This is a genomic window from Dokdonia sp. LLG6352-1 (genome assembly GCF_045055815.1).
Taxonomy (GTDB): domain Bacteria; phylum Bacteroidota; class Bacteroidia; order Flavobacteriales; family Flavobacteriaceae; genus Dokdonia; species Dokdonia donghaensis.
Map to the genome: position 1 here is coordinate 2,937,894 of NZ_CP159329.1, position 24,486 is coordinate 2,962,379.

The 24,486-nt window shown below is 34.9% G+C and carries 17 protein-coding genes and 1 tRNA gene; 7 read left to right on the plus strand and 11 right to left on the minus strand.

Annotated features, from left to right (window positions below):
• Position 1: 1 nt before the first annotated feature.
• The 3 genes from ABVM49_RS13120 to ABVM49_RS13130 are packed head-to-tail and all read left to right on the plus strand — an operon-like array spanning position 2 to position 7,985.
• Positions 2-4,504: a DUF3883 domain-containing protein gene (locus tag ABVM49_RS13120; RefSeq protein WP_405202326.1), complete on the plus strand. Its 4,503-nt coding sequence runs from the start codon at positions 2-4 to the stop codon at positions 4,502-4,504.
• A gap of 3 nt (positions 4,505-4,507) precedes the next feature.
• Positions 4,508-7,576, plus strand: a complete 3,069-nt coding sequence (locus tag ABVM49_RS13125) for a type I restriction endonuclease subunit R (protein WP_405202327.1) — start codon at positions 4,508-4,510, stop codon at positions 7,574-7,576.
• Between the two features lie 49 nt (positions 7,577-7,625).
• Positions 7,626-7,985, plus strand: coding sequence for a hypothetical protein (locus ABVM49_RS13130; RefSeq protein WP_405202328.1), 360 nt, complete (start codon positions 7,626-7,628; stop codon positions 7,983-7,985).
• Between the two features lie 549 nt (positions 7,986-8,534).
• Here the strand turns inward: ABVM49_RS13130 and ABVM49_RS13135 are convergent.
• Positions 8,535-8,723, minus strand: a complete 189-nt coding sequence (locus ABVM49_RS13135; RefSeq protein ID WP_035325018.1) for a hypothetical protein — start codon at positions 8,721-8,723, stop codon at positions 8,535-8,537.
• A gap of 209 nt (positions 8,724-8,932) precedes the next feature.
• Here ABVM49_RS13135 and ABVM49_RS13140 point away from each other — a divergent pair, with 209 nt between their 5' ends.
• The gene (locus ABVM49_RS13140; RefSeq protein ID WP_405202330.1) at positions 8,933-9,682 is read left to right on the plus strand and encodes a hypothetical protein; all 750 of its coding nucleotides are present in this window, start codon (positions 8,933-8,935) and stop codon (positions 9,680-9,682) included.
• A gap of 827 nt (positions 9,683-10,509) precedes the next feature.
• On the opposite strand, the gene ABVM49_RS13145 is transcribed toward ABVM49_RS13140, so the two are convergent.
• The 8 genes from ABVM49_RS13145 to ABVM49_RS13180 form a co-directional block, all read right to left on the minus strand.
• Positions 10,510-12,459: a heavy metal translocating P-type ATPase gene (locus ABVM49_RS13145; RefSeq protein ID WP_405202331.1), complete on the minus strand. Its 1,950-nt coding sequence runs from the start codon at positions 12,457-12,459 to the stop codon at positions 10,510-10,512.
• Positions 12,456-12,818 carry a DUF3703 domain-containing protein gene (locus ABVM49_RS13150; RefSeq protein ID WP_405202332.1) on the minus strand — a complete coding sequence of 121 codons (363 nt, stop codon included), beginning with the start codon at positions 12,816-12,818 and terminating at the stop codon, positions 12,456-12,458. The genes ABVM49_RS13145 and ABVM49_RS13150 overlap by 4 nt, the downstream gene beginning before the upstream one ends.
• Positions 12,819-12,874: 56 nt before the next feature.
• Positions 12,875-13,288, minus strand: coding sequence for a Fur family transcriptional regulator (locus tag ABVM49_RS13155; RefSeq protein WP_405202333.1), 414 nt, complete (start codon positions 13,286-13,288; stop codon positions 12,875-12,877).
• 2 nt (positions 13,289-13,290) lie between these two features.
• Positions 13,291-15,477, minus strand: a complete 2,187-nt coding sequence (locus ABVM49_RS13160) for a TonB-dependent receptor (RefSeq protein WP_405202334.1) — start codon at positions 15,475-15,477, stop codon at positions 13,291-13,293.
• Between the two features lie 447 nt (positions 15,478-15,924).
• Positions 15,925-17,454, minus strand: a complete 1,530-nt coding sequence (locus ABVM49_RS13165; RefSeq protein WP_405202336.1) for a hypothetical protein — start codon at positions 17,452-17,454, stop codon at positions 15,925-15,927.
• Positions 17,454-17,717, minus strand: a complete 264-nt coding sequence (locus ABVM49_RS13170; protein WP_035325026.1) for a helix-turn-helix domain-containing protein — start codon at positions 17,715-17,717, stop codon at positions 17,454-17,456. Before ABVM49_RS13170 ends, ABVM49_RS13165 begins: the two co-directional genes overlap by 1 nt.
• Positions 17,718-17,901: 184 nt before the next feature.
• Entirely contained in the window at positions 17,902-19,152 is a 1,251-nt protein-coding gene (locus ABVM49_RS13175) for a site-specific integrase (protein WP_405202337.1), read from the minus strand.
• A 235-nt stretch (positions 19,153-19,387) separates the two neighbouring features.
• Positions 19,388-19,475: transfer RNA gene (locus ABVM49_RS13180), tRNA-Ser, on the minus strand.
• A 246-nt stretch (positions 19,476-19,721) separates the two neighbouring features.
• Here ABVM49_RS13180 and ABVM49_RS13185 point away from each other — a divergent pair.
• The gene (locus ABVM49_RS13185; protein ID WP_021779394.1) at positions 19,722-20,129 is read left to right on the plus strand and encodes a BLUF domain-containing protein; all 408 of its coding nucleotides are present in this window, start codon (positions 19,722-19,724) and stop codon (positions 20,127-20,129) included.
• Between the two features lie 72 nt (positions 20,130-20,201).
• Here the strand turns inward: ABVM49_RS13185 and ychF are convergent, their stop codons facing one another.
• The gene (ychF, locus tag ABVM49_RS13190) at positions 20,202-21,296 is read right to left on the minus strand and encodes a redox-regulated ATPase YchF (protein ID WP_405202338.1); all 1,095 of its coding nucleotides are present in this window, start codon (positions 21,294-21,296) and stop codon (positions 20,202-20,204) included.
• A gap of 267 nt (positions 21,297-21,563) precedes the next feature.
• On the opposite strand from ychF, the gene ABVM49_RS13195 reads away from it, so the two are divergent.
• Both ABVM49_RS13195 and ABVM49_RS13200 read left to right on the plus strand, forming a co-directional pair.
• Positions 21,564-22,073: a hypothetical protein gene (locus ABVM49_RS13195; RefSeq protein WP_021779396.1), complete on the plus strand. Its 510-nt coding sequence runs from the start codon at positions 21,564-21,566 to the stop codon at positions 22,071-22,073.
• 168 nt (positions 22,074-22,241) lie between these two features.
• Complete coding sequence (locus tag ABVM49_RS13200; RefSeq protein ID WP_405202339.1) at positions 22,242-23,609, plus strand: alpha/beta hydrolase family protein; 1,368 nt, start codon at positions 22,242-22,244, stop codon at positions 23,607-23,609.
• On the opposite strand, the gene ABVM49_RS13205 is transcribed toward ABVM49_RS13200, so the two are convergent.
• The gene (locus ABVM49_RS13205; RefSeq protein ID WP_405202340.1) at positions 23,610-24,416 is read right to left on the minus strand and encodes an alpha/beta hydrolase; all 807 of its coding nucleotides are present in this window, start codon (positions 24,414-24,416) and stop codon (positions 23,610-23,612) included.
• Positions 24,417-24,486: the final 70 nt, after the last annotated feature.

Consider the following 24,486-nt stretch of genomic DNA (forward strand, 5'->3'; position numbering starts at 1 on the left):
TTTGAAAGAATTTATACAAGAATTAAGTACTAAAAAAACTAAACGCTATAAAGATGATTATAGCGAAATGCTAGGTGACTACAACCGTGAGCTAGAAACCATTAAAGGCTATAACGGTAGACAATTACTAGAACTCTTACAAAATTCCGACGATGAAGGTGCTACGCAAGTGGCTATTAAATTAGATACGGCAAGTAAAACGATAAGCATTAACAATAATGGAGATACGTCTTTTTCTAAAAAAGGCTACCGTTCTTTATTTATAGCAAATCTATCGTCCAAAACTTCAAAACGAAAATACATAGGAAACAAGGGTCTTGGTTTTAGGTCTATTATAAATTGGAGCAATGCCATAGAGATTCAAAGCAACGACCTTTCTTTACAATACTCTGAAACCAATACTAAAGCGCGTTATGAGAGTTTATTTACTACAGAGCAACGAGCAACTATAGCTAAAGAGGAAAATTTAAGTTCTACCGTGATTCCTATGCCTTTTTTATGCCTTCCTGTCATAAAAGAAATAACGCAAGAAAACTTTAAAACAAGTATTGTAATCAGCTATAAAGAGAAGGCCTTCAAAGATATTTATAAGCAGGTCAAAAGTATTACCCCAGAAACTTTACTCTTTTTAAATCACATCAAGCAAATTGATTTTATAGGTTTTGAAGACAAACCGCAAATTAAATGTAATAGAAGCGCTCATATCAAATCTAGTACAACATTCAGTCCTCAAGAAGCAATTCAATTTCCAAACAATTCCTGGTCTATTTTTGAAGAAGAAGATGAGTTACCGCTAGAGTTTCAGGATGTCAATAAAACAGAAAAAGAGTTTTATCAAATTAAAATTGCCGTTGAAGATAATTTTGAAAAAACATCACCTTATCTGTATTCATTTTTCCCTACTAACATTAAGCTCAATCAACCTTATGTCTTACACGCAACCTTTGATTTGGACGCTACACGTAATCAACTTAATGATTCAGAAAAAAATAGATTTATTCTAGAAAAAGTAGTAGCATTTACAACAAAAGTAGCTAGATATTTTACTGATAAAAAAGTGTCTTATCAGCCCTTATCAATTTTACATCACAAACATAAAGCAGATACGCTACAAAATTTAGGCTATTATGACATTATTGAAGAGGCAATAAATACTGAAGCTGTATTTCCTTGTATAGACAATACATATAAAAAAATAGCAGAGATTTTGTATGTTAATGATGAGTTTGCTCAACTATTAATCGAGAGCAGTGCTACAGATACTATAAACTGCCATTTAATACCACTTAAAGGTAAAACACTTACTCAATTTGATTTAGATGAAAAGGTCGATAGACAAGTAGATGTATTAGAAAATTATATCGATGTTTTAAATTCTATCGGTAGTCAACCACTATCCATTGGACAAAGAGCAAAATGGATTAGGCTATTAACTCAAAAAGCCGCATTCATAAAAAAGGCAAAACCAAATCAACTCGATTTTCTTGTAAATAATAATAACACCATAATTAAGGGAAAAGAATATATCTATACCCCAGTAACTAAAAATAATCCCTTAAAAACACCCAGTTTTACAGATATCCAATTTGTAGGAGATAAATTTTTTGAAGCACTGCTAAGAGAATTTAAATTTTACGATAGTGACAATCCTAATAAAGGCCGTTTTATTTATGATGAACTTAAGGGATATTTCAATATTCACAGTTACGAACCAGCAACGCTATCACAAAAAATAATTAGGGAAACCAAGAATCAGATAGAACGGCATAATGCTCAAAGCATAGCAATTATTAAGGAAATGAATAGTTGCCTCTATCATAATTTCAAATTAATGAAAGAGGATACTAAAATCCCTGATGATGTAATTACAATACCATCTATTTCAAAAGCTAGTACTATCGTGGATACTGAAAACCTTGTGCTATCAAGCGACTATCCTACTGGTATTAAAACTACACTCATCTTTGAGGAAGTTTACGATAATAGTGATTTTGTGGCAAGTCCATCTATACTAGGTTTACCTAATGCTGAAGACAAATATCAACTAGAAAAATTTCTAAAGTGGATAAAAGTAAATAGCTATGCGAGATATAAAAGAAGAACAAACATCACCTCAAACCTCGTAGACTATGTAAACTATGTACAAAGCTATGATGGTTATACAAATAGGTCGTCTTACAAATTAGAGTTTCTGTACATCACAGATTTTGAAGAAATACTGAATAGATTATCTATAGAAAAACTAATCCTATGGGTTTATTATGATGATAGGTTAAAACGACAACTATATGATAGCGCCAACGAAGATAAATACGAGTACTATTATTTTAATTACAAGACAGTTTATACCAAGCCTTCCTACATTAAGTATTACTTAGCTAAAAATTATAAGTTCAAATTTTCAGACCTTCTTATAGATGAAAAATACTCTTGGGTGAATGATTTTAGAATCAATTACAACCAGCTTATTAATCTAGAGCAGAACCTCAATAAAACAAAAATTAATGAAATCTTAGTCAGCTTAGGTGCTACAGATGATTTTAACGACCTATCAATTAAAAGAGTGGCAGAAATCATCAATAAATTACCTAATATTTATCCGTCTGGTGCTAAATCACAGACATTCTATAAAAGAGCTCTTAGTCACTACAATAAGAACAATGTTGAAATCGAACAACCGTTATCATTATTTGCCAGCAACGGTAATGAATTAAGGTTGTATCCTCAAGAGCAGATATATTTCAGCGATAAAATAAAGCTGCCTAATAAATTAAGAGAAGCCTACCCAATATTTAATTACCCAGCACGCGCAGGTGGAGCAGATGCAATAAAGTTTTTTGGTATAAATGATCTCAAAACAATTAATATCAATATCACTTATAAGAATGAAATTGACGGACTTACAGCAGATTTTGGCAATCTTTTAGATGAGTTAAAACCACTTTTATTAAGCTACAGGTTAAATGTTATCGAGGATATAGAGCCAAGAAAAACGCAAGCATCCATTTGTAAAAAAATTGAGATAATACTATGCTCTGAAATTAAGTATGAAGTATACGATAAAAGCTTTGTGGTATCAGATTACGAGTTTCTTCACCGTTCAGAACAAACGTATTATATAAAAATAAGCGAACACGACACAATTGACTCTTTAAAACGAAATGTTGAGTTCACAAATAGTTTTGCAAATTGTATCTCTCTAGCATTTGACGTAAATAACGATAAAAATGAATACAAGTATATTTTAAGAAGTGATATTGATGATGTGCAAAATAGTATCAAAAATGACCTAGGAATAGATACTTTTAATGATGCTAGAGAATTATTAGGTCTTGCAGACTACAAGCAAGCGTTTTGGCAGGCAGTATTCTTATCAAAAGACAAAGTCTATGATGACTTCTTGGACGATTTAAGTCTTGAAAAACGGATTGCAGAGATCTTTGGATTAGAATACGATAGTAGTTCCATAGATTATGAGCAAATTAATACCGAAAGTGAACTAGTTAAAATAGAGGGGTTATTCAATAAATTGGATATTGAGTTAAGTGTATTTGCATCGCATTACAGCTATAAGATAAGTTTAGCGCAATGGCATTTGTCCACAATAAAAGATGCGATTTTATCAAAAAACCAATTGGTAAAGGCTTCTATTAGGGAAAATCTAAGAAATAGTGACCTAGAGAAAAAGGCACAGTTCTTAGATATTTGTAATAGATTTAACAATTATCTACAATTTGCTCAACAAAAAGCTCACGAATTAAGGCATAACTTCAAAGTGGATAAAACGGCTGTTTACAGGGAATATATCGCTCTAATATATCCTACAATCAAAATAGAATCTAAAGAGAATATCGCTTTAATAAGAAGTAAGAATGAAGAAAAATTTACAACTACTGAACTATATGAGATCAGCCTAAATCCAAGATTGAAAAGTTTGCTTTATTTTGAGGATAAAATAGATGAGATAAAAAAAGAATTGATAGCCGAAAAAGCCAACACCAAGGAAGAAACCATCTCCAACGAGACGTCTGGTCCATCTACAAGACCTAATACAACCAGAGTCTTAAGCAGCAAACTATTAAAACCAAAAAAGGCTGGAATTTTTAAAGGTAGTAATAATGTTTTCACACCTGGAGAAAAAGACCAAAGGAAACTTAAAATAATTGGAAATACATCAGAACAAATTGTTTACGATGAATTGGTGAAAATGAGGTTCACTAACGTAGACCATATAAGTAAAGATAATGAAGGTTTACATTATGACATACGATATACAAATGCAGAAGGTGTGGTGAAATATGTGGAAGTAAAGACCTTCGATACAGGTTCTTTTTTTCTATCAAAATCAGAGTATGATTTTGGTAAACAGAATCTAAAAGATTATGAAATATGGCTTGTTAAAAACAAACAAGACATCATTCCGATTTATGACTTTTTTACGAATAAAAAATACCAAGTAATAACTAACGAGTACATCGTGCATATGAAACTTGATAAAGATTAAAGAATGAATGACAACACCAACGAACAAGCTTTAGAAGCTGCTATACAATTAGCTCTGTCAGGAACTACAATTGAGACTTTAAATGGCGTGCAAGAATCAAATTCGCAATACCTGAAGCAAGGAGATTATTACATAGGCCACCGTAAAGATTATGATGCTACTTATGCCATTGATAAAACTCGTTTTTGGGATTTTCTTGAGAAAACACAAGAAGAAGAACTCAATAAATTAAAGCGCAGTAATGACTGGCAATTAAAAATACTGCAACGCTTAGATCGCATTATTAAAAAGCACGGGATTATTCACGTGCTTAAAAAAGGGTTACCTATAGATGATGCTTTTTTGAAATTCTTTTATCCACTACCCTTAGGTAGCAGTAGTGAGCGTGTTCAAAAGCAGTTTGAAAGCAATCAGTTTAGTGTAATGCGTCAAGTGCCCTACTCTGCCAGTAATCCTCGTGAGGATATTGATATGGTACTTTTTATAAATGGCCTACCTATCATTACTATTGAGCTCAAAAATCAATGGACAGGTCAGTCTGCCAAACTTCACGGGCAAAACCAATACAAAAAGCAACGAGATACCAAAGAGACCCTTCTTCATTTTGGACGCTGTATGGTACATATGGCAGTAGATACAGATGAAGTTTATATGACGACCAAACTTGCTGGTGACAAGACATTCTTTTTACCTTTTAATCTTGGTCACAATAATGGTAAAGGAAACCCGCCTAATCCTTTTGGACATAAAACTGCTTATTTATGGAACGAGGTTTTTAAACCTCAAAGTCTAGCTAATATTATTCAGCATTTCGTACGCTTAGATGGTAAAGCAAGTGATCCACTACCATCTAGAACACTTTTTTTTCCAAGATACCATCAAATGCGCGTGGTACGTAAAATTGTACAACACGTAAGTGATAATGGTACTGGACATCGTTACTTAATTCAGCACTCGGCAGGTTCTGGAAAGTCTAATAGTATTACGTGGGCAGCTTATCAATTAATAGAAGCGTATCCTCAGAATAAGGCCGCAGCTGGTCCAAAATCGATGGATACACCTATTTTTGACTCTGTTATCGTGGTTACTGACAGGCGTTTGCTAGACAAGCAAATACGAGAAAACATAAGAGGTTTCTCAGAAGTAAAAAATATTGTGGCTCCAGCACATTCAAGTAGACAACTACGAGAGAATCTTGAGGAAGGAAAAAAGATTATCATAACGACGATTCAAAAGTTCCCTTTTATTGTAGATGGCATTGCAGATTTAAGTGATAAACGATTTGCCGTAATTATAGATGAAGCACATAGCTCACAATCAGGTACCGCCGCCGACAATCTAAATAGAGCTATCGGGCAATCAAAAAATGAAGATGAAGACTCATCAGATATTCAAGACAAAATCTTGCAAATAATGACTTCGCGCAAGATGCAATCTAATGCCTCTTATCTCGCCTTTACAGCTACTCCAAAAAATAGCACTTTAGAAAAGTTTGGAACTCCTATTGAAGATGGAAAGTTTGCGCCATTTGACTTATACTCAATGAAACAAGCTATTGAAGAAGGGTTTATACACGACGTCGTTGCAAATTACACAACCTATCAAAGTTATTATAGACTGTCAAAATCTGCCGAAGAAAACCCTTCGTTTGATACGAAGAAAGCCCAAAAGAAACTAAAAGCATTTGTAGAAAAAGATCAACGCACAATAGACAGTAAAGCTGAAGTAATGCTTGACCATTTTATGAGTCAGATTTACAGAAAGAAAAAGCTCAAGGGCAAAGCGAAAGCAATGATAGTCACACAGAGTATTGAATCTGCAGTACGTTATCATAGAGCTGTACAACGTATTCTTGAAGAAAGAGGTACACCTTTTCAAGCCATATGTGCTTTTTCTGGTGAAAAAGAAATAGATGGTATCCCATTAACTGAAGAAATTGTAAATGATTTACCTTCAAATCTTGATACTGCAAAACCTAATGACCCCGGCTACATTCAAGATAAAATAGCGCGCTATTTTGATATGGACGAGTTTAAAATTCTTGTAGTCGCAAATAAGTATTTAACTGGTTTTGATCAGCCTAAATTATGCGCAATGTATGTAGACAAGAAACTTCAAGGAGTTCTTGCAGTTCAAGCATTGTCACGCCTCAATAGGTCTGCACCTAAATTGGGTAAAAAAACGGAAGATATTTTTGTGTTAGACTTCTTTAATGATAAAGAAGATTTAAAAAATGCTTTTGATCCTTACTATACAATTACCACACTTAGCAGCGCTACAGATGTCAATGTGTTGCACGACGCTAAAGAATTACTTGATAGTGAAGGTGTTTATGAATGGAGTGAAGTTGTTAGATTTAACGAATTATTTTTTGCTAATGCAGACACAGAATCATTAGGAGCTGCTTTAAGTAAGCCTCAAAATAGATTTGACGTAGAGTTAGAATATGAGGACAAGCAAAAAGCAGATTATAAAATTAAAGCAAGGCAGTTTGTAAAGATTTATGCCCAAGTAGCCGCACTATTGGAGTTCAATAATCCAGAGTGGGAAATGCTGTATTGGTTTTTAAAGTTTTTAATTCCTAAAATGGTTGTACGTGATCCAAATATCGATGATTTAGACCGCTTATTAGACGCTGTAGACTTAGATACCTATGGATTGGAACAAAGGGATAAAATTGGAGCCAAAATCAAGCTTGACTCAGATGAGACAGAATTAGACCCTGCCAATCCAACCGTTAGAGCCGCGCACGGAGAAAATGAAGAAGATGAATTAGAGAATATCATAAAATCATTTAATGATAGGTTTTTCAATGTTATGGGAGAGACCGAGGAGGAACGAAAACTTAAAATGCTGATATATAAAAACTTATTGGAATCTACCCCAGGCTTTGAGCAAAAGGTCTTAAACAATCCTGATAGTCAAAACAGTGATATTGCTTTAAAGAAAATGATTTTTGATATGCTTGCCAAAAACCGTAGAAATGATTTGGATATTTATAAGATGCACTCTCAGGACACAGCATTTCAGCAAGCGTTATTTGACTCTCTAAAAAGAATGATTCAAACTTAACAGGTGGTTTTATTAAAAAGACTTGATTTCCTAAACTGCACAATCCCCAATGACCATAGAAGAACTAGCAGGCACATACACAATCACAGGAAGCAACCAAAGCCCAGATGCCGCAGGCTATGAGGGCGAACTCACACTAGCACTAGATGAGCATAAGAGAATCGTTGCTACTTGGCTAATAAGTGGTGATCAGCGCCAACAAGGAACTGGCTTTTTTAAAAACAACATCTTGGTGATTAATTTTAATTATGAGGGCGATAACGAGACCATCTACAAAGGTGTCGTGGTCTATCAATGCATCACCAAAGATCTACTAGAAGGCTTCTGGTCAGAAAAACACGGTAATCCGCTATACCTAGGTGAAGAACGCTGCTATAGAAAAGGAACGCATAAGGAGGTGCTTAATTGAGGAGGCTTTTAGTAGACGGTAGTTGGTAGGCGGTAGACGGTATTTTTTAGCTGTTGGCTATTAGTAGTTTGTAGTCGGCAGATGGTGATTCTTAGTTTTTGGCTTTAAGCTGTGAGCTGTTTTATAGTCAACATTCTACATTCGATATTCTTTAATCGATATTCAATAGTCGGTGGTTCTTAGCTGTTAGTTATTTGTGGTCGTTATTCGAAATTCTTTATTCGAGATTCGAAATTCTATCACCTCTGTTTTACTAAGAAAAGTTACAATGGGATTACCTAAAGGTGATCCCGGGTGGGTATCCTTTGCAAGCATAAAACCATAACGAGCTGTGCTCGTTGGTTTTTTGTTTTATCCCCCTACTTACAAGCAAGCTTGACGTATGAGTATAAAACAAAAAACCTGTAACATACGTTACAGGTTTCTTTTGCGGAGAAAGAGGTAAGTGAACCTCTTTCGTAGTGCCTTTATTTATTACTGTTTCAGTCCTGTACCATTGTTGGGTCACCTAATAGGTCACCTTTATACCTTGTAGTAAAGATAAGGAATTTACTTGATTAATCCTTGTACTTTACTGATTTCAAAGCCCATAAAGTCGCAAAATTCATCGATAGTAACTAACTGATGAGCTTCTTTGTTAAGGCGTTCTTTAATCGCTTTGATTATTGTTCTGCCATAACGCTCACTCTTGCCTGTTACTACCTGCACGTCTTTAGGGTAAATACAGATTCTACTCATTCACTTTAAATTTAAAATTAATACTCTAACTATACTTTATCTATACCGTTGCTATAAAGCACTTATATACAATATACGACTAATATCCCATTGAAAAAACCAACTAAAACGGAAGTTTTGGCAACTTATAAACACTACGGAAGCACTCTAATATATTGATAGTCAATAGCTCGTATATTTGATATTTATCATCAAAAAATGTATTAGTTATGGCAAAATTAAAAGGTATTATTAAGTTAGAAGGAACGTTAGACAATCTAACTTTTTACAAAGCAAAAGAGGGTTATTTAGTAAAAACTAAAGGCGGTGTTTCTAAAGAGCGTATTCAAAATGACCCAGCATTTGAAAGAACTCGTGAAAACGGTTCAGAATTTGGAAGATCAGCATCATCTGGTAAACTATTGAGAACATCTGTAAGAAACTTAATGATTAGAGCAAAAGACAATCGAGTTTCAAGTCGTGTTACTCAAAAAATGACACAAATTAAAAACTTTGATACAACCTCTGTAAGAGGACAAAGAAATGTAGCTACAGGATTAGCAACACCAGAAGGTAAAGCCACATTAAAAGGCTTGGATTTCAATAATAGAGCCATTTTAAGTGCTGTTTTATTCGCTCCGTTTACTGTCGATGGTGCTACTGGCGAAATTACTATCCCAAATTTAACGCCTGCAAATGATATTGCATATCCAAGTGGCGCAACACACGTAAGTTTAAGTTCAGCATTTCTAAAAGTTGACTTTGATACTACAGATAATTCAATAGAATACAGTCCAACTGTAAATATTCCGATTGATTCAACCTCCGCAACTCAAACACTAACTCCAGCAGGTGTTCCAACAGGCACAGGAAACGATATATTCGTTTTATTAGTAGAGTTCTTCCAAGAGATTAACGGTATTCAGTATCCGCTTAAAAATGGCGCATATAACGTTTTAAATATCGTAGAAGTAGCATAAAAGTTTCATTCTGACCTTTGAAGCTGAAAGAGTCCTATAATTTTTATTGTAGGGCTTTTTCTTTTGCCATAATTTTTTTGAAGAAAAGAAAAAAGACAGCCAATGTTAAAGGTAGCGTGGATGATGCTGTCAAGGTTTTTGAGTAAAAGTTTTTACTCTAAAATCTTGATACTTTTACGAGTGCTTCATAAAAAAGTTTTATTCAAAACCCGTAGGGCTTGACCTTTACAATATTGAGCGTTGGCAGAAGGAAGCTACCTATATTTGCTTTCTTTTTTATTTTTTTATGTACTTCATTTTCAAGTTTAGTACAATCTGAAGACTTTCAATTTTAGTACTATGTTTATTGATATTTGTTAACGAAATGAAACAAACAAAGACTTGAGGTAAGGAATACTTGGACTTAACGATGGTTTTGTGCAGATGAATGAGATAACTAATACTCTCACCTACTTTATCTTACTACTGCTTCATTATAGTTCCAAATGTGGTTGTGTGTTCCAATGTGAGCGTGGGATAAGCGGATATTTTACATAATACCAGTTATAGCTACGAAAATATAATAATACTGCGTCAGCAAACCCTTGAAAGGATTTTTGCTACTATAACTTGTATTATGTAACATAGCTTGGGTGAGTTTAGGGTTTTATGATAGAATAATAACAGAATAGCGTATTGCAGTTTGGTTTGATTTTATGAAAACCAAAGCTGTAATATGCTATTACCTTAAAGACAAAAAAACGCTAAACTTGTGAGGTGAGCGGAACAACACAAAAGACAGAGGATTTTGAGGTACGAAAAAACTGGGTTTTGGGTTGTGGGGACAATTACCAACTCATTCGTTGTAATCTAACTGCATTCAAAATTGCTAATAATGCTACTCCTACATCTGCAAAAACTGCTTCCCACATTGTAGCTAAACCACCTGCTCCTAATATTAAGACAATGACTTTAACACCAAAAGCTAAAATGATATTCTGCCAAACTATTTTTCGTGTAGAACGACTTATTTTAATGGCTCTAACAACTTTTGAAGGTTGGTCTGTTTGAATAATAACGTCTGCGGTTTCTATTGCAACATCACTACCTAAACCACCCATTGCAATACCAACGTTACTTGCTGCTAAAACAGGTGCATCGTTTATACCATCACCTATAAAAGCTATTTTGTTTTCAAAGTTTTTCTTTAAAATCTCAACTTCGTTTAATTTATCTTCTGGTAGTAAACCACCTTTAGCATTTGCAATATTTAATTCTTTAGCGACTTGTTGAGTAATCGAATCTTTATCACCAGAAAGCATCATAATATTATTGATACCTACTTTGTGTAATGCTGTAATAGTTTCTTTTGCATCCTCTTTTAATTCATCTGCTATGACTACATAACCTGCAAATTGATCATCGATTGCAACTAATACTATCGATTCTACAATAGATTCTGTTTCCGTTGGAACATCAATATTATTCGAAGTCATTAAGGCTTTATTTCCTACTAAAACTGTTTTACCATTTACAATGCCTTTTAAACCTTTACCTGCAATTTCAGAAACTTCGGTAGCTTCAAAATCTTCTCCTTCTGCTTTATACTCTAAAATGGCTTTAGCAATTGGATGCGTGGATTGTTCTTCCATCGCCATTAAGTATTGCATAAATTCGGTTTCATTCCAACCGATTGCTTTTACTTCTTTGATTTTAAAAACACCTTTGGTAACGGTTCCTGTTTTGTCCATTACCAAAGTATTTATTTTGGTCATAGCATCTAAAAATGAAGCGCCTTTAAATAATATTCCATTTTTTGAAGCTGCTCCCAAACCACCGAAATAACCTAATGGAATTGAAATCACTAACGCACAAGGACAAGATATTACCAAGAATATTAATGCTCTGTATAACCAATCTCTAAATACATAATCATCTACAAAAAAGTAAGGTATAAAAGTTACACCAATAGCTAAAAACACAACAATTGGTGTGTAGATACGAGCAAATTGTCTAATAAATAATTCTGTTTTAGATTTACGTGCTGTAGCATTTTGAACCAAGTCTAATATTCTCGCAATAGAACTATCTTCAAACTTGTTGGTTACCTCAACTTCAATAACGCTTTCCAAATTAATACTACCTGCGTAAACCTTTGCTTCTTTCTGAATAGAATCTGGTTTGCTTTCTCCTGTTAAAGCTGCTGTATTTAACGATGCTTTTTCGGATAATAAAATACCATCTAATGGAATTTTTTCACCTACTCTAATTTGTATTTTTTCACCAATATTTACATTTTCTGGCGACACACTAACATAATCACCATCACGAAATACATTGGCTTCTTTTGGCCTAACATCTAACAAGGCTTTAATATTTCCTTTTGCTCTATTGACTGCTGCGTTTTGAAATAATTCTCCTACTGCATAAAACAACATAACTGCAACACCCTCTGGATATTCACCAATTATAAATGCACCAATTGTAGCAATAGACATTAAAAAGAACTCTGTAAAAACATCACCTTTTTTAATACTATTCCAACCCTCTTTAATTACTGGAAATCCAACAGGAATATATGCTAAAGTGTACCAAACTACTCGAATCCATCCTTCAAATTGAGGAATCGCATCAAAATAATCTACAGCGATACCTACCATTAACATAACAAAACTTATAATAGCAGGAATGTATGTCTTGAATGCACTTCCATCTCCGTGGTCGTGACCATCATCGTGAGAATGTTGTTCTTCTGAATTTGGTTTTAAATCTCTTAAATTGACTTTCTTTTTTTTCATTTAATATCTAATAATTTTTCAATGTCATTGGGAATAGGCATTCGTTTTAATGGTGGCACGTTTGCTCCACCTGTATTACCAAGTGGAACGTGATTTATAAATGATTTCCAGCCACCCACAGCCAACCTAATTATTTGACCTATTACTTCTTTCGTATCTTTTTGTCTAAATCCAAACTTTAGCATAAGCCAATGTGAATAGGTATGTTCTATAGGATAAGATTGTCCTATTATATGACTACGTTCTAAATGATGCCAAGCATTACCAAACTGCTTATTTTCTAAACAGAAACTGTATTGTTTTAATTCTTGGTTATACGCCTGTTTTAGATGTTTAGGTATTTTAGTATTAAACTTCATATCCTCTAATTTTGGATAAATGTACTTTAATAGTAAGTGCAATGGAAGTGCAATAATTAGCTACTACACTTATCGCAAATACCTTTTACCACCAAATTTACATTCTCTGACACAAAACCATCAGGTACTTTAATCTGCGGTATTTTATGTTCTGTTAAGCATACGGTTTCATTGCAATTGTTACAATGGAAATGTAAGTGCAAATCGGTTTTTATATCACAATTACATCCCTTTTCGCATAACGCATATTTTGTAATCCCTGTACCATCGTCAATTTGATGCACAATATCCTTTTCTTCAAAGGTTTTAATAGTTCTGTACAAGGTAGTTCTATCTGCTTTTTCAAAAGCATTTTCAATATCACTTAATGTTACCGCTATCTCTTTTTCTGCAAGAAACTTATAAATTAACATACGCATTGCTGTAACACGAATATTTTTTGACTCTAATACTTGTTCTATTGTTTCCATATTTAATCGTGGTCTTCGTTTCCAAATGGTTTAATAATAAGTCCTACACTAAATATAAAACCATCTGTAGGTGCATATATCTCTGGGAAAACAGGATTGTCGTGTGGTGGTAAAACCAAAGGTGAAAATCTGCTTTGTCTTCTATCTGTAAAGTTTTCAAAATTTACAAATACACTTCCTAATTTAAAGTTACGCATAACCAATAAACCCATAGTTACAAAGTCTGTAGTCTCTGTTCCGTTAGATAAAAACTGTTTTCCTGTATAAAAGGTTTCGTAACCAATTCGCCATTTTTCAGATTCGTACATTAATACACTACCTGCGTTGTGTTTTGCGGTTAATGGCTTCTGTGGATTACCAGGTAAATAATTTAGTTTGGTATCAATAAGCGCATAGTTTAAAAACCATCTAAAGTCTTTGTAAGTAAATTTTATATTGGTTTCTGCTCCTTTGCTAAAGATTTCATCTGGTGCATTTTCAAACTGAAATAAACCGTTATTAGTTGAATTTAAGAGCAAGCCATCATTTATTGCAGTAACATAGAATAATTGGTTTATAGAAAAACCAATCTCATCAGATAATCGTGTTTGATAGTTTACATCGAAATTAACACCATAAGAACGTTCTGCATCTATTGTTGATTTATCTATGGCGAGGACATTTTCAAAGTTAATATACTCTGCTTCTTCTGTGAAAATATCTGGAATCTTATACCCTAAACCTCCACCAATTCTACTTGAAAACCCACTATCATTTTTGTAGAGTAATGAAATTCTTGGAAGTGGAAAGAAACCGAAATCAGTATTATAATCTGCTCTTAATCCTGTTTCTAATATCCAATTATCTGATAAGTCATAAATATTATTTGCAAATGCGCCAAAGGTCACATCTTTCTGGTCTCGCTGTAGTGCTGCGTTATCATTTTCATCAAAATTTGAGGTATAAAGATTAGCTCCAACTATCCAATCCGTTTTTTCTGATGCTGTATTATATGTGATTTCAGTAAAGGTATTTGTCTGTTTGCCATCAAAATTGAAATCCGGAACTGTTAAATTCCTATCGAAAAAAGAGACACTATTTTTAAACTCTAATGAACTAACAGAATCTAATTGTGTTTGATATACCAATTGACTGCTTAATCGTTTTGAATTGTTTTCTTCAGTATATTGATGTATGCCATTTTCTCCACTTTCAATTTTTGTCATATCTCCACCAATTCTATCATCATACGTTCCGTTTAATCCAAACCAAAGTGTTGTTTTCTCTGATGGGTAATAACACAATTTAGGATTAAATGAAATTGATGTTGTTTTTGGTAGGTTGCTAAAGCCATCATCTTCTGGGTCGTATGCTTTTTGGTAATGACCAGAGCCATAAAGTGAAATACCAAATTTTTCATTTCTTTTGCTATAAAATACATTGGCTGTACTTCCTAACGCTTGTGTTTGTGTAAGCATTATGTCTAATGCAGGTTCAAAGTCTGGTGTTTTAGATACCATATTTACTAATCCTGCAATAGCACCTCCACCGTAAAGTGTTGACGAACTTCCTTTTATAATTTCAAATTGTTGTAAGTCTAAAGGTGGTATTTGTAAAATACTCAAACCACTTGAGAAACCACCATATAATGGAAATCCATCTCTTAAAAGCTGTGTGTACCTACCATCCAATCCTTGAATACGAATATTGGTACTCCCACTACTTAATGATGTTTGTTGCATTTGTATTCCTGTGCTTTCTCGAAGCACCATAGAAATATTAGTAGGATTCATTATTGCTTTTTCTCCTAATTCCTCTGCACCTATAAACTCTATACGTGTCGGTATTTTTCTTACGGTTCTTGTACTTCTTGAAGATTGCAGTACTACAGCATCTAATTGATTGCCACCTTCTTTTAATTTAAAGACTAACGTTGAATTACTTGGAATTTGAATTGTGGTTTCCAATGTTTCAAAACCTAAAAAGGAAATTATTATTTGATGCTGACCATCTGGAACTTCTGTAAAAGTTGCAATACCATCAAAATCGGTTACTGCTCCTTTTTCTAATGCTTCAAAGTAAACCGTAGCACCCAATAAAGGCTCGTTTTCAGCTTCTGTTAGGACTTTTATTTGTATGTCTGACGTTTGTGCCTGTAACGATAGGCAAAGTATTAATATGAGCTTTATGCTCAATAGATATTTATTCATTGAATTGTATTTGTAATTAACTAAATAATTGATATAAAATCGATTTGTTTTAGCTTATTACTTGTGGCGGATGCCAAATATTGGAAAGGAAATTAAACCCGTAAATAGGCTGATATGTAGAAATTAACTCCGTTGAGATTTCAACATTGAGTTTTAAATCAAATGTCTTGATTGGTTCGTAAGTAATTGTCATACCGCAACAATTACAAATACAAGTTACAGGACAAGAATCGTCGCTATCTTCTTGATGATTGTGATTTGTACTTATTTCGTCTTGATGATTGTGATTTGTACTTATTTCGTCTTGATGCTGGTCTTCTATATTTAGATCATCAGAACAAGGCTTTGCTGAAAGCAATAGTATTATTAAGGATAATATGATTGTTACAAATTTCACAATTACAAAGATAAAAATTTAATGATGCAATGGTTGTGCAATTATTTTATTTAAGCGACAACCTTTGCTTTCTCCTTTAAAGTTTCAAGATGCTTTACCATATTGCTTTTACACCATACCTCTGGCTCTAATTTAGGTGTGTGTCCTATCGCTTTGGTTAATTCCTCTGTCATTATAGCCTCAACCACATCTACATATTCTTCTGTTGTAGAAATACTGTCGTGTATTGTATATATTGGTGCATCTGGATACTCTATTGCTATACGTTTTGCTATAACATTTATCATTAAGTAACTCTCTATACTCTGCAACAATCTTGGAAGTAGTGATTTATCTTTACTCTTAATCTGTCTAAAAACCTCATATACGTTTGGGAACATCTCCTTAAATATCTTCTTTGGTTTTGCATCCTCTTGCCCTAAAAACCTATTATCTGTAAATAGCACTTGAAATACTGCTGTTTTAACCTCTTTGCGGTTTGAGAATGTTTCCCCTAAACGAAGACTAAATTGTTGCTCTAAAAACTCGTAAAGTGTTCCACTCACCACAAGATTTATATACTGGCTAAACTCATTATTCATAAGGGTTTTATCAATATCTCCTAACATAATGTAAGAATCAGTATCGTGTACCTTGATATGAGATATACTCATTCTTTCATCAATCCTACCATCACCCTTGTAATTATTCTTATTTATATTATTAAAAGAAGAAAATGACGACTTTTTGGGCTCGTCAAAGGTGATTGATAACTCATTTGGTGCATTTGGCTCATTTTTTTGCTCAATCCAGAACGAGCGACTCAACAATATGGTGCTTAAATAAGGTTGGCTATTTTTAATATCAATCGAAATTAATTTTTGGCCATCATACGTTACTGCATTTCTAATAACGCTTCGCATATTAGTAAGGTTGGAATGGAAGCGATACACATTATCATCGTGCAACAAATAATAATCTTTACGGCTAATTTTTTCTGCGCTAATTTTTGCGTGGTTTAATTGGTCAATAGGTCTTTTATATTTGACTTCGACCTTACCATAGTTATTAACCTTTTTGGATTGCCACAAAGATTTGTTGTCTTTCTTCAACGCATATTCTTCGGCTAAAAACTTGTTGACGTAATCAATATCAATTTCTAATTTTTCATCAAACCATTTTGTTAGGTAGTTTAGATGCTTTACTGAAACTGCTCTATTGTTACGCTCAACTTTTAATTTCCTGTGAAATGTTTGGTCGCTAATAGAATGAATAGCTACTTCGCATCTGTATTTTTCAGTAAGTCTAAACCCTTTTGATTTTGACCCAACAAAGTATTGATTATCCGTTTCTATAATTTTTGCAACATTGATAAGATAGTTTAAGTACTCTTTATAGTTAGAGATTTTGTCCTGTAAGATTTTTGCACTTATAGATACAAAGTCATCATACATTAAATCTTTGTTGTAGAGTGTAAGCGCATTTATTAAGTGAATAACATATAATAGCTTATCTCTTTTGTGTTTGTATTTCTTAAAATTAGGTGGATAATCATAAACAATTTGGTCTATGTCTAAATTCTCTGGTATGTATAATCTCATTAAGCACTCTTGTTTTGGGTTAAAATTCTAACTACATCGTCATACTCATAGTACATCGTTTTACCCATTTTGGTAAAGGGTAGTGTACCATTGATTCGTAAATTCTGCAACGTACCTGGTGAGATATTTAATAGCTCACGTACGTCTGCTGATTTTAACCACTTTTTTTGCTCTGTTTGGCTTCCTAAAATTGTCTTAAGTTCTGTAATGATTTCCTGTTTTAGAGTCTTTAAATCATCCTTTGTAATTACTTCAAATGTCATTCTGTATTAAAACGTATTAAAAGGTGTAAACACCTGATTTATATTATGTTAATTTACGACAATTTGATTCTTTTATAAAATGAAGTTATAAACAGTTGTAAACAAAAAGGGCTCTTTTTTCAACAGAAAAACCCCTGTAAAAACAAGGGTTTAAGCATATACTTATATATTTTGTATTTATGCTCTAATTAGCAATTCTCTTGGAAGCGTCAATATTACTTTTGTCTGCAAACTTTTGTTTTAAAATTGCCATATCATCACTCACTTTTCTATCCAATATTTTAGCATAATGTTGTGTCGTTTTAAGTGATTTATGCCCTAACATTTTACTAACTGATTCCATTGGCACACCATTAGAGAGCGTTACCGTAGTTGCAAATGTATGACGAGCTAAATGGGTGGTTAGATTTTTATTGATACCACACAGGTCTGCTATCTCTTTTAAATAGGCATTAGACTTTTGATTGCTCAATACAGGAAGTAATACACCTTTTGTTACTGCCTCTGGATGGTTCTCGTATTTTTTTATAATCTCTAAAGCGGTTGGAAGTAGTGGAATATTACTTCGTGTATCAGTTTTAGTACGCTTTGTTTTTATCCACTTATCGCCATCAATACCAAATACCAAATTATCTTTTGAGAGCTTCTTAACGTCGCTATACGCTAAACCTGTAAAGCAACAGAATATAAAAATGTCTCTTACTTGCTCTAACCTGTTAGTGTGTAATTCTTTTTCGAGCATTGTTTGTATTTCTTCTTCTGAAAGGAATTGGCGTTCTACTTCTTTTAAACGCACTTTATAATTTAGAAATGGGTCTTTTTTAATCCAATCGTTTGCAATTGCAATACGTACTATCTTTTTAAAATTCTTGATATACTTGATTGTACTATTGTGTCCGCAGTTTCTAACCGTTTTTAAATAGAACTCAAAATCTGTAATATACTTGTGGTCTATTCTGTTTACAGGTATATCACTTACATTGTATTGATGTTGCATAAACTCTTGTAGATGCTTAAACACCGTTTTATAACGTTCTAAAGTTCCTGCTGAAAACTCTCTACCAACTAATTTTTCAACTTGCTTGTTGTGATTATTAAAGATGGTGATGAGTGTTCTTTGTTTTTCCTCAACACCCAAAAACTTGTTTTTAAGGGTTTCGGTTGTAACCTCTTTGTTATCTTGAATTAAGTCTCTTTGGCTTTGATATACTTTTGTAGTAAGTGAATCTAAATAGGCATTTAGTTCTCGTATATCTTCTGTTCTTCCAATAGCTTTATTGGCTTCAACGCTCCATTTCTCAATCTCAATGGTACGTTTTGTACTAATCTCTGTGCGCTTACCATCTATGGTAATACGCAGGTAAATAGGGCATTTGCCCTGTGCATCTACTTTACTCTTTTTTAAGTAGAATAATAATCCAAATGTTTTGTTCATTCTGGTGACCTTTAATTATACATTAATTTACAAAATATTGAGGTCTTTTAATTGATTTATATTGCTGATTTATAAACAGTTATAAACAATTAGGTGACCTAATTAAGGTTATAAAAAGGTCACCTAATAGGTCACCAACAGAATGGTTTTTAATACATATTTTGATGTTTTGGGTAAACTAAAAAGTCCCATAAACATTGAGTTTACAGGACTTTCGTCGATTTTGAATAAATCTTGGCGGAGAAAGAGGGATTCGAACCCCCGGAGGTGTGACCCTCAACAGTTTTCAAGACTGCCGCATTCGACCACTCTGCCATTTCTCCTTGAGTGTCTCACCAAGCTATCTGCTTGATTGCGGGTGCAAATATACAGCGCTTTTTTAATTACCAAAACCTTTTAATGAGTTTTTTTGAAAATAATTATACATCCCTCAACACATCACTATTTACGCTATACATAGCCTACTCAATATAAACGAATTAGAAATTTTGTTTACCTATTTTTAAAATATGTTAGACAAATAAATAGATTATTATTATTTTTAAATCACAATCCAAAGCCAACCTGTTATGTATACCATCTGTTATTTAAGCAAAGTGTCACCACATCTTACAGAAACCCAAATACAAGAGATCTTTGATCACACCTATGCTCAAAACAATAAAAAAGGCATCTGTGGTATCTTGCTGCATACTATGGGTAATTTTTTTCAAGTGCTAGAAGGTGATGAGGCATATCTTACAGACCTTTATGAGAATAGAATTAAAAAAGACCCGAGGCATCACAGCATTTTTGAGGTGATACACAAAGAAGGTAGCGACCCCGTATTTACATCGTACAGTTCGCGTTTTCTCACCATAGAGGACAGCGATGCCCTTAATGATATTAAAACCTATGTAAAAAAGCACGCAGTGGTCTCCTCTACCTCAGATAAAATCGCAAGGTTACTCAACACCGTAGAGATGCTCACCTACTAAAAAGAGTTTACCCCATAAAAAAAGCCTTTCTCTATGACGAGAAAGGCTTTTTTAAATTATATATAGCAGTGATTATACGTTAAATAAGAAGTGCATTACATCACCATCATTTACAATATAATCTTTACCCTGCACGCCTAGCTTACCAGCCTCACGTACCTTTGCCTCACTACCGTACTCGACAAAGTCATCATACTTAATTACTTCTGCACGTATAAAACCTTTTTCAAAATCTGTGTGTATCACTCCGGCAGCTTGTGGTGCCGTTGCTCCTATGTTTACTGTCCAGGCACGTACCTCTTTTACTCCTGCTGTAAAATACGTTTGCTGGTTAAGCAGCTTGTAAGCTCCGCGTATTAATACGGCGCTTCCTGGCTCTTCAAGACCTATATCTGCAAGAAACATCTGGCGCTCCTCATAATCATCTAGTTCTGTAATATCTGCCTCAGTACCTACGGCAAGTACAATCACCTCTGCATTTTCGTCTTTTACAGCCTCACGTACCTTGTTTACATACTCATTACCAGCTACAGCGGCATCTTCATCTACATTACATACGTACATCACTGGCTTGTCTGTAATAAACTGTAAAGGCTTTACAAACTCCTCGCGTGTATCTTCATCTATATCTATCGCACGTACAGAGATACCTGCTTCTAGACCTTCTTTTATTTTAAGTAAAGCTGCTTCTTCTGCCTGGGCTTCTTTATTACCCGTACGAGCGGCACGTTTTACCTTTTCTAGTTTCTTTTCGGCTGTTTCAAGATCTTTGAGTTGCAGCTCTATATCTATCGTTTCCTTATCACGTATAGGATCTACACTCCCGTCTACGTGCACAATATTATCATTATCAAAACAACGTAGCACGTGCAGTATCGCATCTGTCTCACGTATGTTTCCTAAAAATTGGTTTCCTAGTCCTTCTCCCTTACTTGCCCCTTTTACAAGACCTGCAATATCTACAATCTCTACCGTAGCAGGGATCACACGTTCTGGGCTTACGAGCTCCTCTAGTTTTGCTAGCCTGTTATCTGGTACATTTACCACACCCACGTTAGGCTCAATAGTACAAAACGGATAGTTCGCACTCTGCGCTTTGGCATTAGACAGACAGTTAAAAAGGGTTGACTTCCCTACATTAGGTAATCCTACGATTCCAGCTTTCATATAATAGTATGTATTAGTAGTACGCTTTCGCGAAAGCGGAAAACCATTCTTTCCACTTTATTTTTAGGGTGCAAAGATAATCCTATTTTATTGATCTACCGAGTGGCTTATACGACGAGCCACAGAAAGCATCACTTTTGTGTTAATTTAAGTTAATCGCCTTGTGAGCCCAGTAATATTGGGAAAGGCTTAATAAAGTCTTACCATCCCGTTGGCTATCATACGCAGAAAAGGACCTTAAATTTGTAGAAACAAAAAACAAGACCGATGAAAAAATCACTTATCATAGCAGCACTAGCTGTATGTACCGCAACAGCCGTACAAGCACAAGAAAAAATAGAAAAGATCACAAAAACTAGAACGACCGTAAAGTCTTCACTAGGTAATGAGACCGTATATAAAACGGTAAAGGAAACTGAGGTAACCCCTACTTCACTAGCAGATAGTGAGGCGGGACAACTTAACCAGTCACTAGAGCGTGGCAAAACAATGGTGAAGCGAGAAGTTACTTATACGTATAACGACTCAGATTTTCGCCTAGAGGAATCACCAAACGGATATACTATTAAAAGAACACGAGAAAATAATACCTCTGAGTATGGAACTATGCGTAAACTGGCAAAAGGTGACGTATATCTTATGAAAACCAAAGAGGGTATCTCTGTAAACTATTTTGACAAAGACGGAAATATGGTGTCAGAAAAGTATAATGACAAAGATGATACGGTAACAACCATCACCTATAAAGCAAAACCAAAAGATAAGATGTATAAGTAATACATTTCCCCCACTGCGTTATTAAACGCAACACAACTTTGGTTGGTTAGATTCCCGAGTGCGAGAGCCTCGGGTTTCTTTTTTTACGCTTTCGCGAAAATGTATTTCCTATATTAAAAACACAATTATAACAACTACCTTAGTCATAGACTTATATACAGTATACCTATGAGGACTCTTATCATTCTAGCCGTTACATTCTTTACTAGCTTTATATCGCACGCCCAAAACGTCACAGGCGACTGGAAGGGAACGGTAAATTTTCAAGGTCAAAGCATAGACTTTGCCTTTCACATCACGCAGCAGCAAGATAGCCTACGCACCACAATGGACATCCCGAGTCAAGGGCTTACAGGTGGTAAAGCAGCAAACACAACTTATACAAACGATACCCTTAAGGTAGACTTTCCGCAGTTTAAAATGCGCTACATAGGCGTGACTAAAAATGATAGTATACAAGGTAACTTGATACAGAATAACTTTCCCGTACCGCTTCATCTCGTAAAAGGTGCGCTCGTACTTAATAGACCACAGCAACCTAATGCTCCTTTTAATTATGATGTACAAGAGGTAACTTTTAAAAACAAAGAAGAAAATATTACCCTTGCTGGCACACTTACCTTACCTAAGGGTATAAAAAACCCACCTATCGCGGTGATTATAAGTGGTAGCGGCCCACAAAACAGAGATGGAGATATGTTTGGCCACTCGCTATACTACGTACTTGCAGACTACCTATCAAGTAACGGTATAGGTGTATTGCGTTATGATGAGCGTGGCGTGGGTACATCTACAGGCACTTTTGAAACGGCAGGTATCGCACAGTTTACGAGTGATGCCACAGCAGCCATCGCTTATTTAAAGAAGTATAAGAAAACCAAATATTCTCAAGTAGGTCTTATAGGTCACAGTATAGGAGGTATCATTGCTCCTCAAATAGCAGCTACAAATACAGATGTGGCTTTTACCGTTATGCTTGCAGGACCTGGCATACCTGGTAATGAACTTATGCTCTCCCAAAAAGAAGCGATGGAGCGCCTTCTAAACGTCCCTGAAGCACAAATTAAACAAGGTCAAGACCTCTTAGGTTATGCTTATGATATTATTATACAAAATGACGGTACAAATGCAGCGATTAAAGATGCTGTAAATCTCGCTCTCAAAGAGAAACTGGGACCTATGGTTCCCATACAGCAGGTAGAAGCTATTACAGATCAAATCACCACTCCAGAGATAGTAAGCCTCCTTAAAGCTACACCAGCGAGCTACCTGAGTGCTATAAAATCACCTGTCATTGCGCTCAATGGTAAGAAAGATTTTCAAGTTCCTTATGAGCAAAATATTGAGGCTATAAAAGAAGCCTTTGCGGCTGGAAATAATGATAATGCTAGAACTGTTGCCTTTGACGATCTTAATCACCTCTTTCAAGAAAGCACCACCGGTGCCCTATCTGAATACTCAGAGATAGAACAAACTATGGCCCCAAAGGTACTTGCCTTTATCACAAAGTGGATTAAAGAGCATACCAATGACTAACTACTCAAAAAGCGCAGCCGTTGCTTTTTGATATGCCTCAAACTCGCTTAGGTTATTGTGATCACCGCCAGGTACAGCAACAAAAGTCTTTGCTGCTGTCGTAATGCTATCATAAAGAGCTTTACCGTGCTCATAAGCGACTACACCATCTTCTGTGCCGTGTATCACGGTTATAGGAGCCGTCACCTCATTTATAAAGCTATACGTAGGCAATCTATAGTTGAGCAATCTCTCTACCGGAAGAATCGAAAAGCGCGATTGCGCCTCGTCTAGTATACTGTAAAAAGGAGTCTCGAGCACCAGCTTAGTGACTTCTTTTTTTGACGCCACATAGGTTGCAAAGGTCGTCCCCAGGCTCCTGCCGTAACTCGTTATGGGAGTTGTGGGATATTGCGCTTTCGCGAAAGCGTACCACAGCAAACTATCATCATAAAGCGCCGCCTCTGTGAGTGCTCCCCCACTCTTACCATACTGCCTGTAATCCATAATAATAACCGCGTAGCCCTTTTGTACAAATGGCTGAACGATTTGCCCCCACTGCGCGAGACTTCCTGCATTACCGTGGTGATAAAGTATCACGCCCTTTGGGTTTGTAACCGTAAAGTGCAAGCCATTAAGCCGAGCTCCATCTGGTGCATCTACCCAAACCTCCTTATAATCACTATCAAAAGTAAAAGCATACTCCTGCGGCAACTGCTGCGGGTGGAAAATGAGGTTGTCTTGGAAAAAATACAGTCCGCCACAAAGGATGGCGTATAAGTTTGCAATGATGAATATGGCGATGAGCGGTTTTTTTATCTTTTTCATTTACTAATTTTCATATATCCTACAGCAACTACCTCCTCTACTCATTGTGATAGCCAGCGCTAGTGAATGC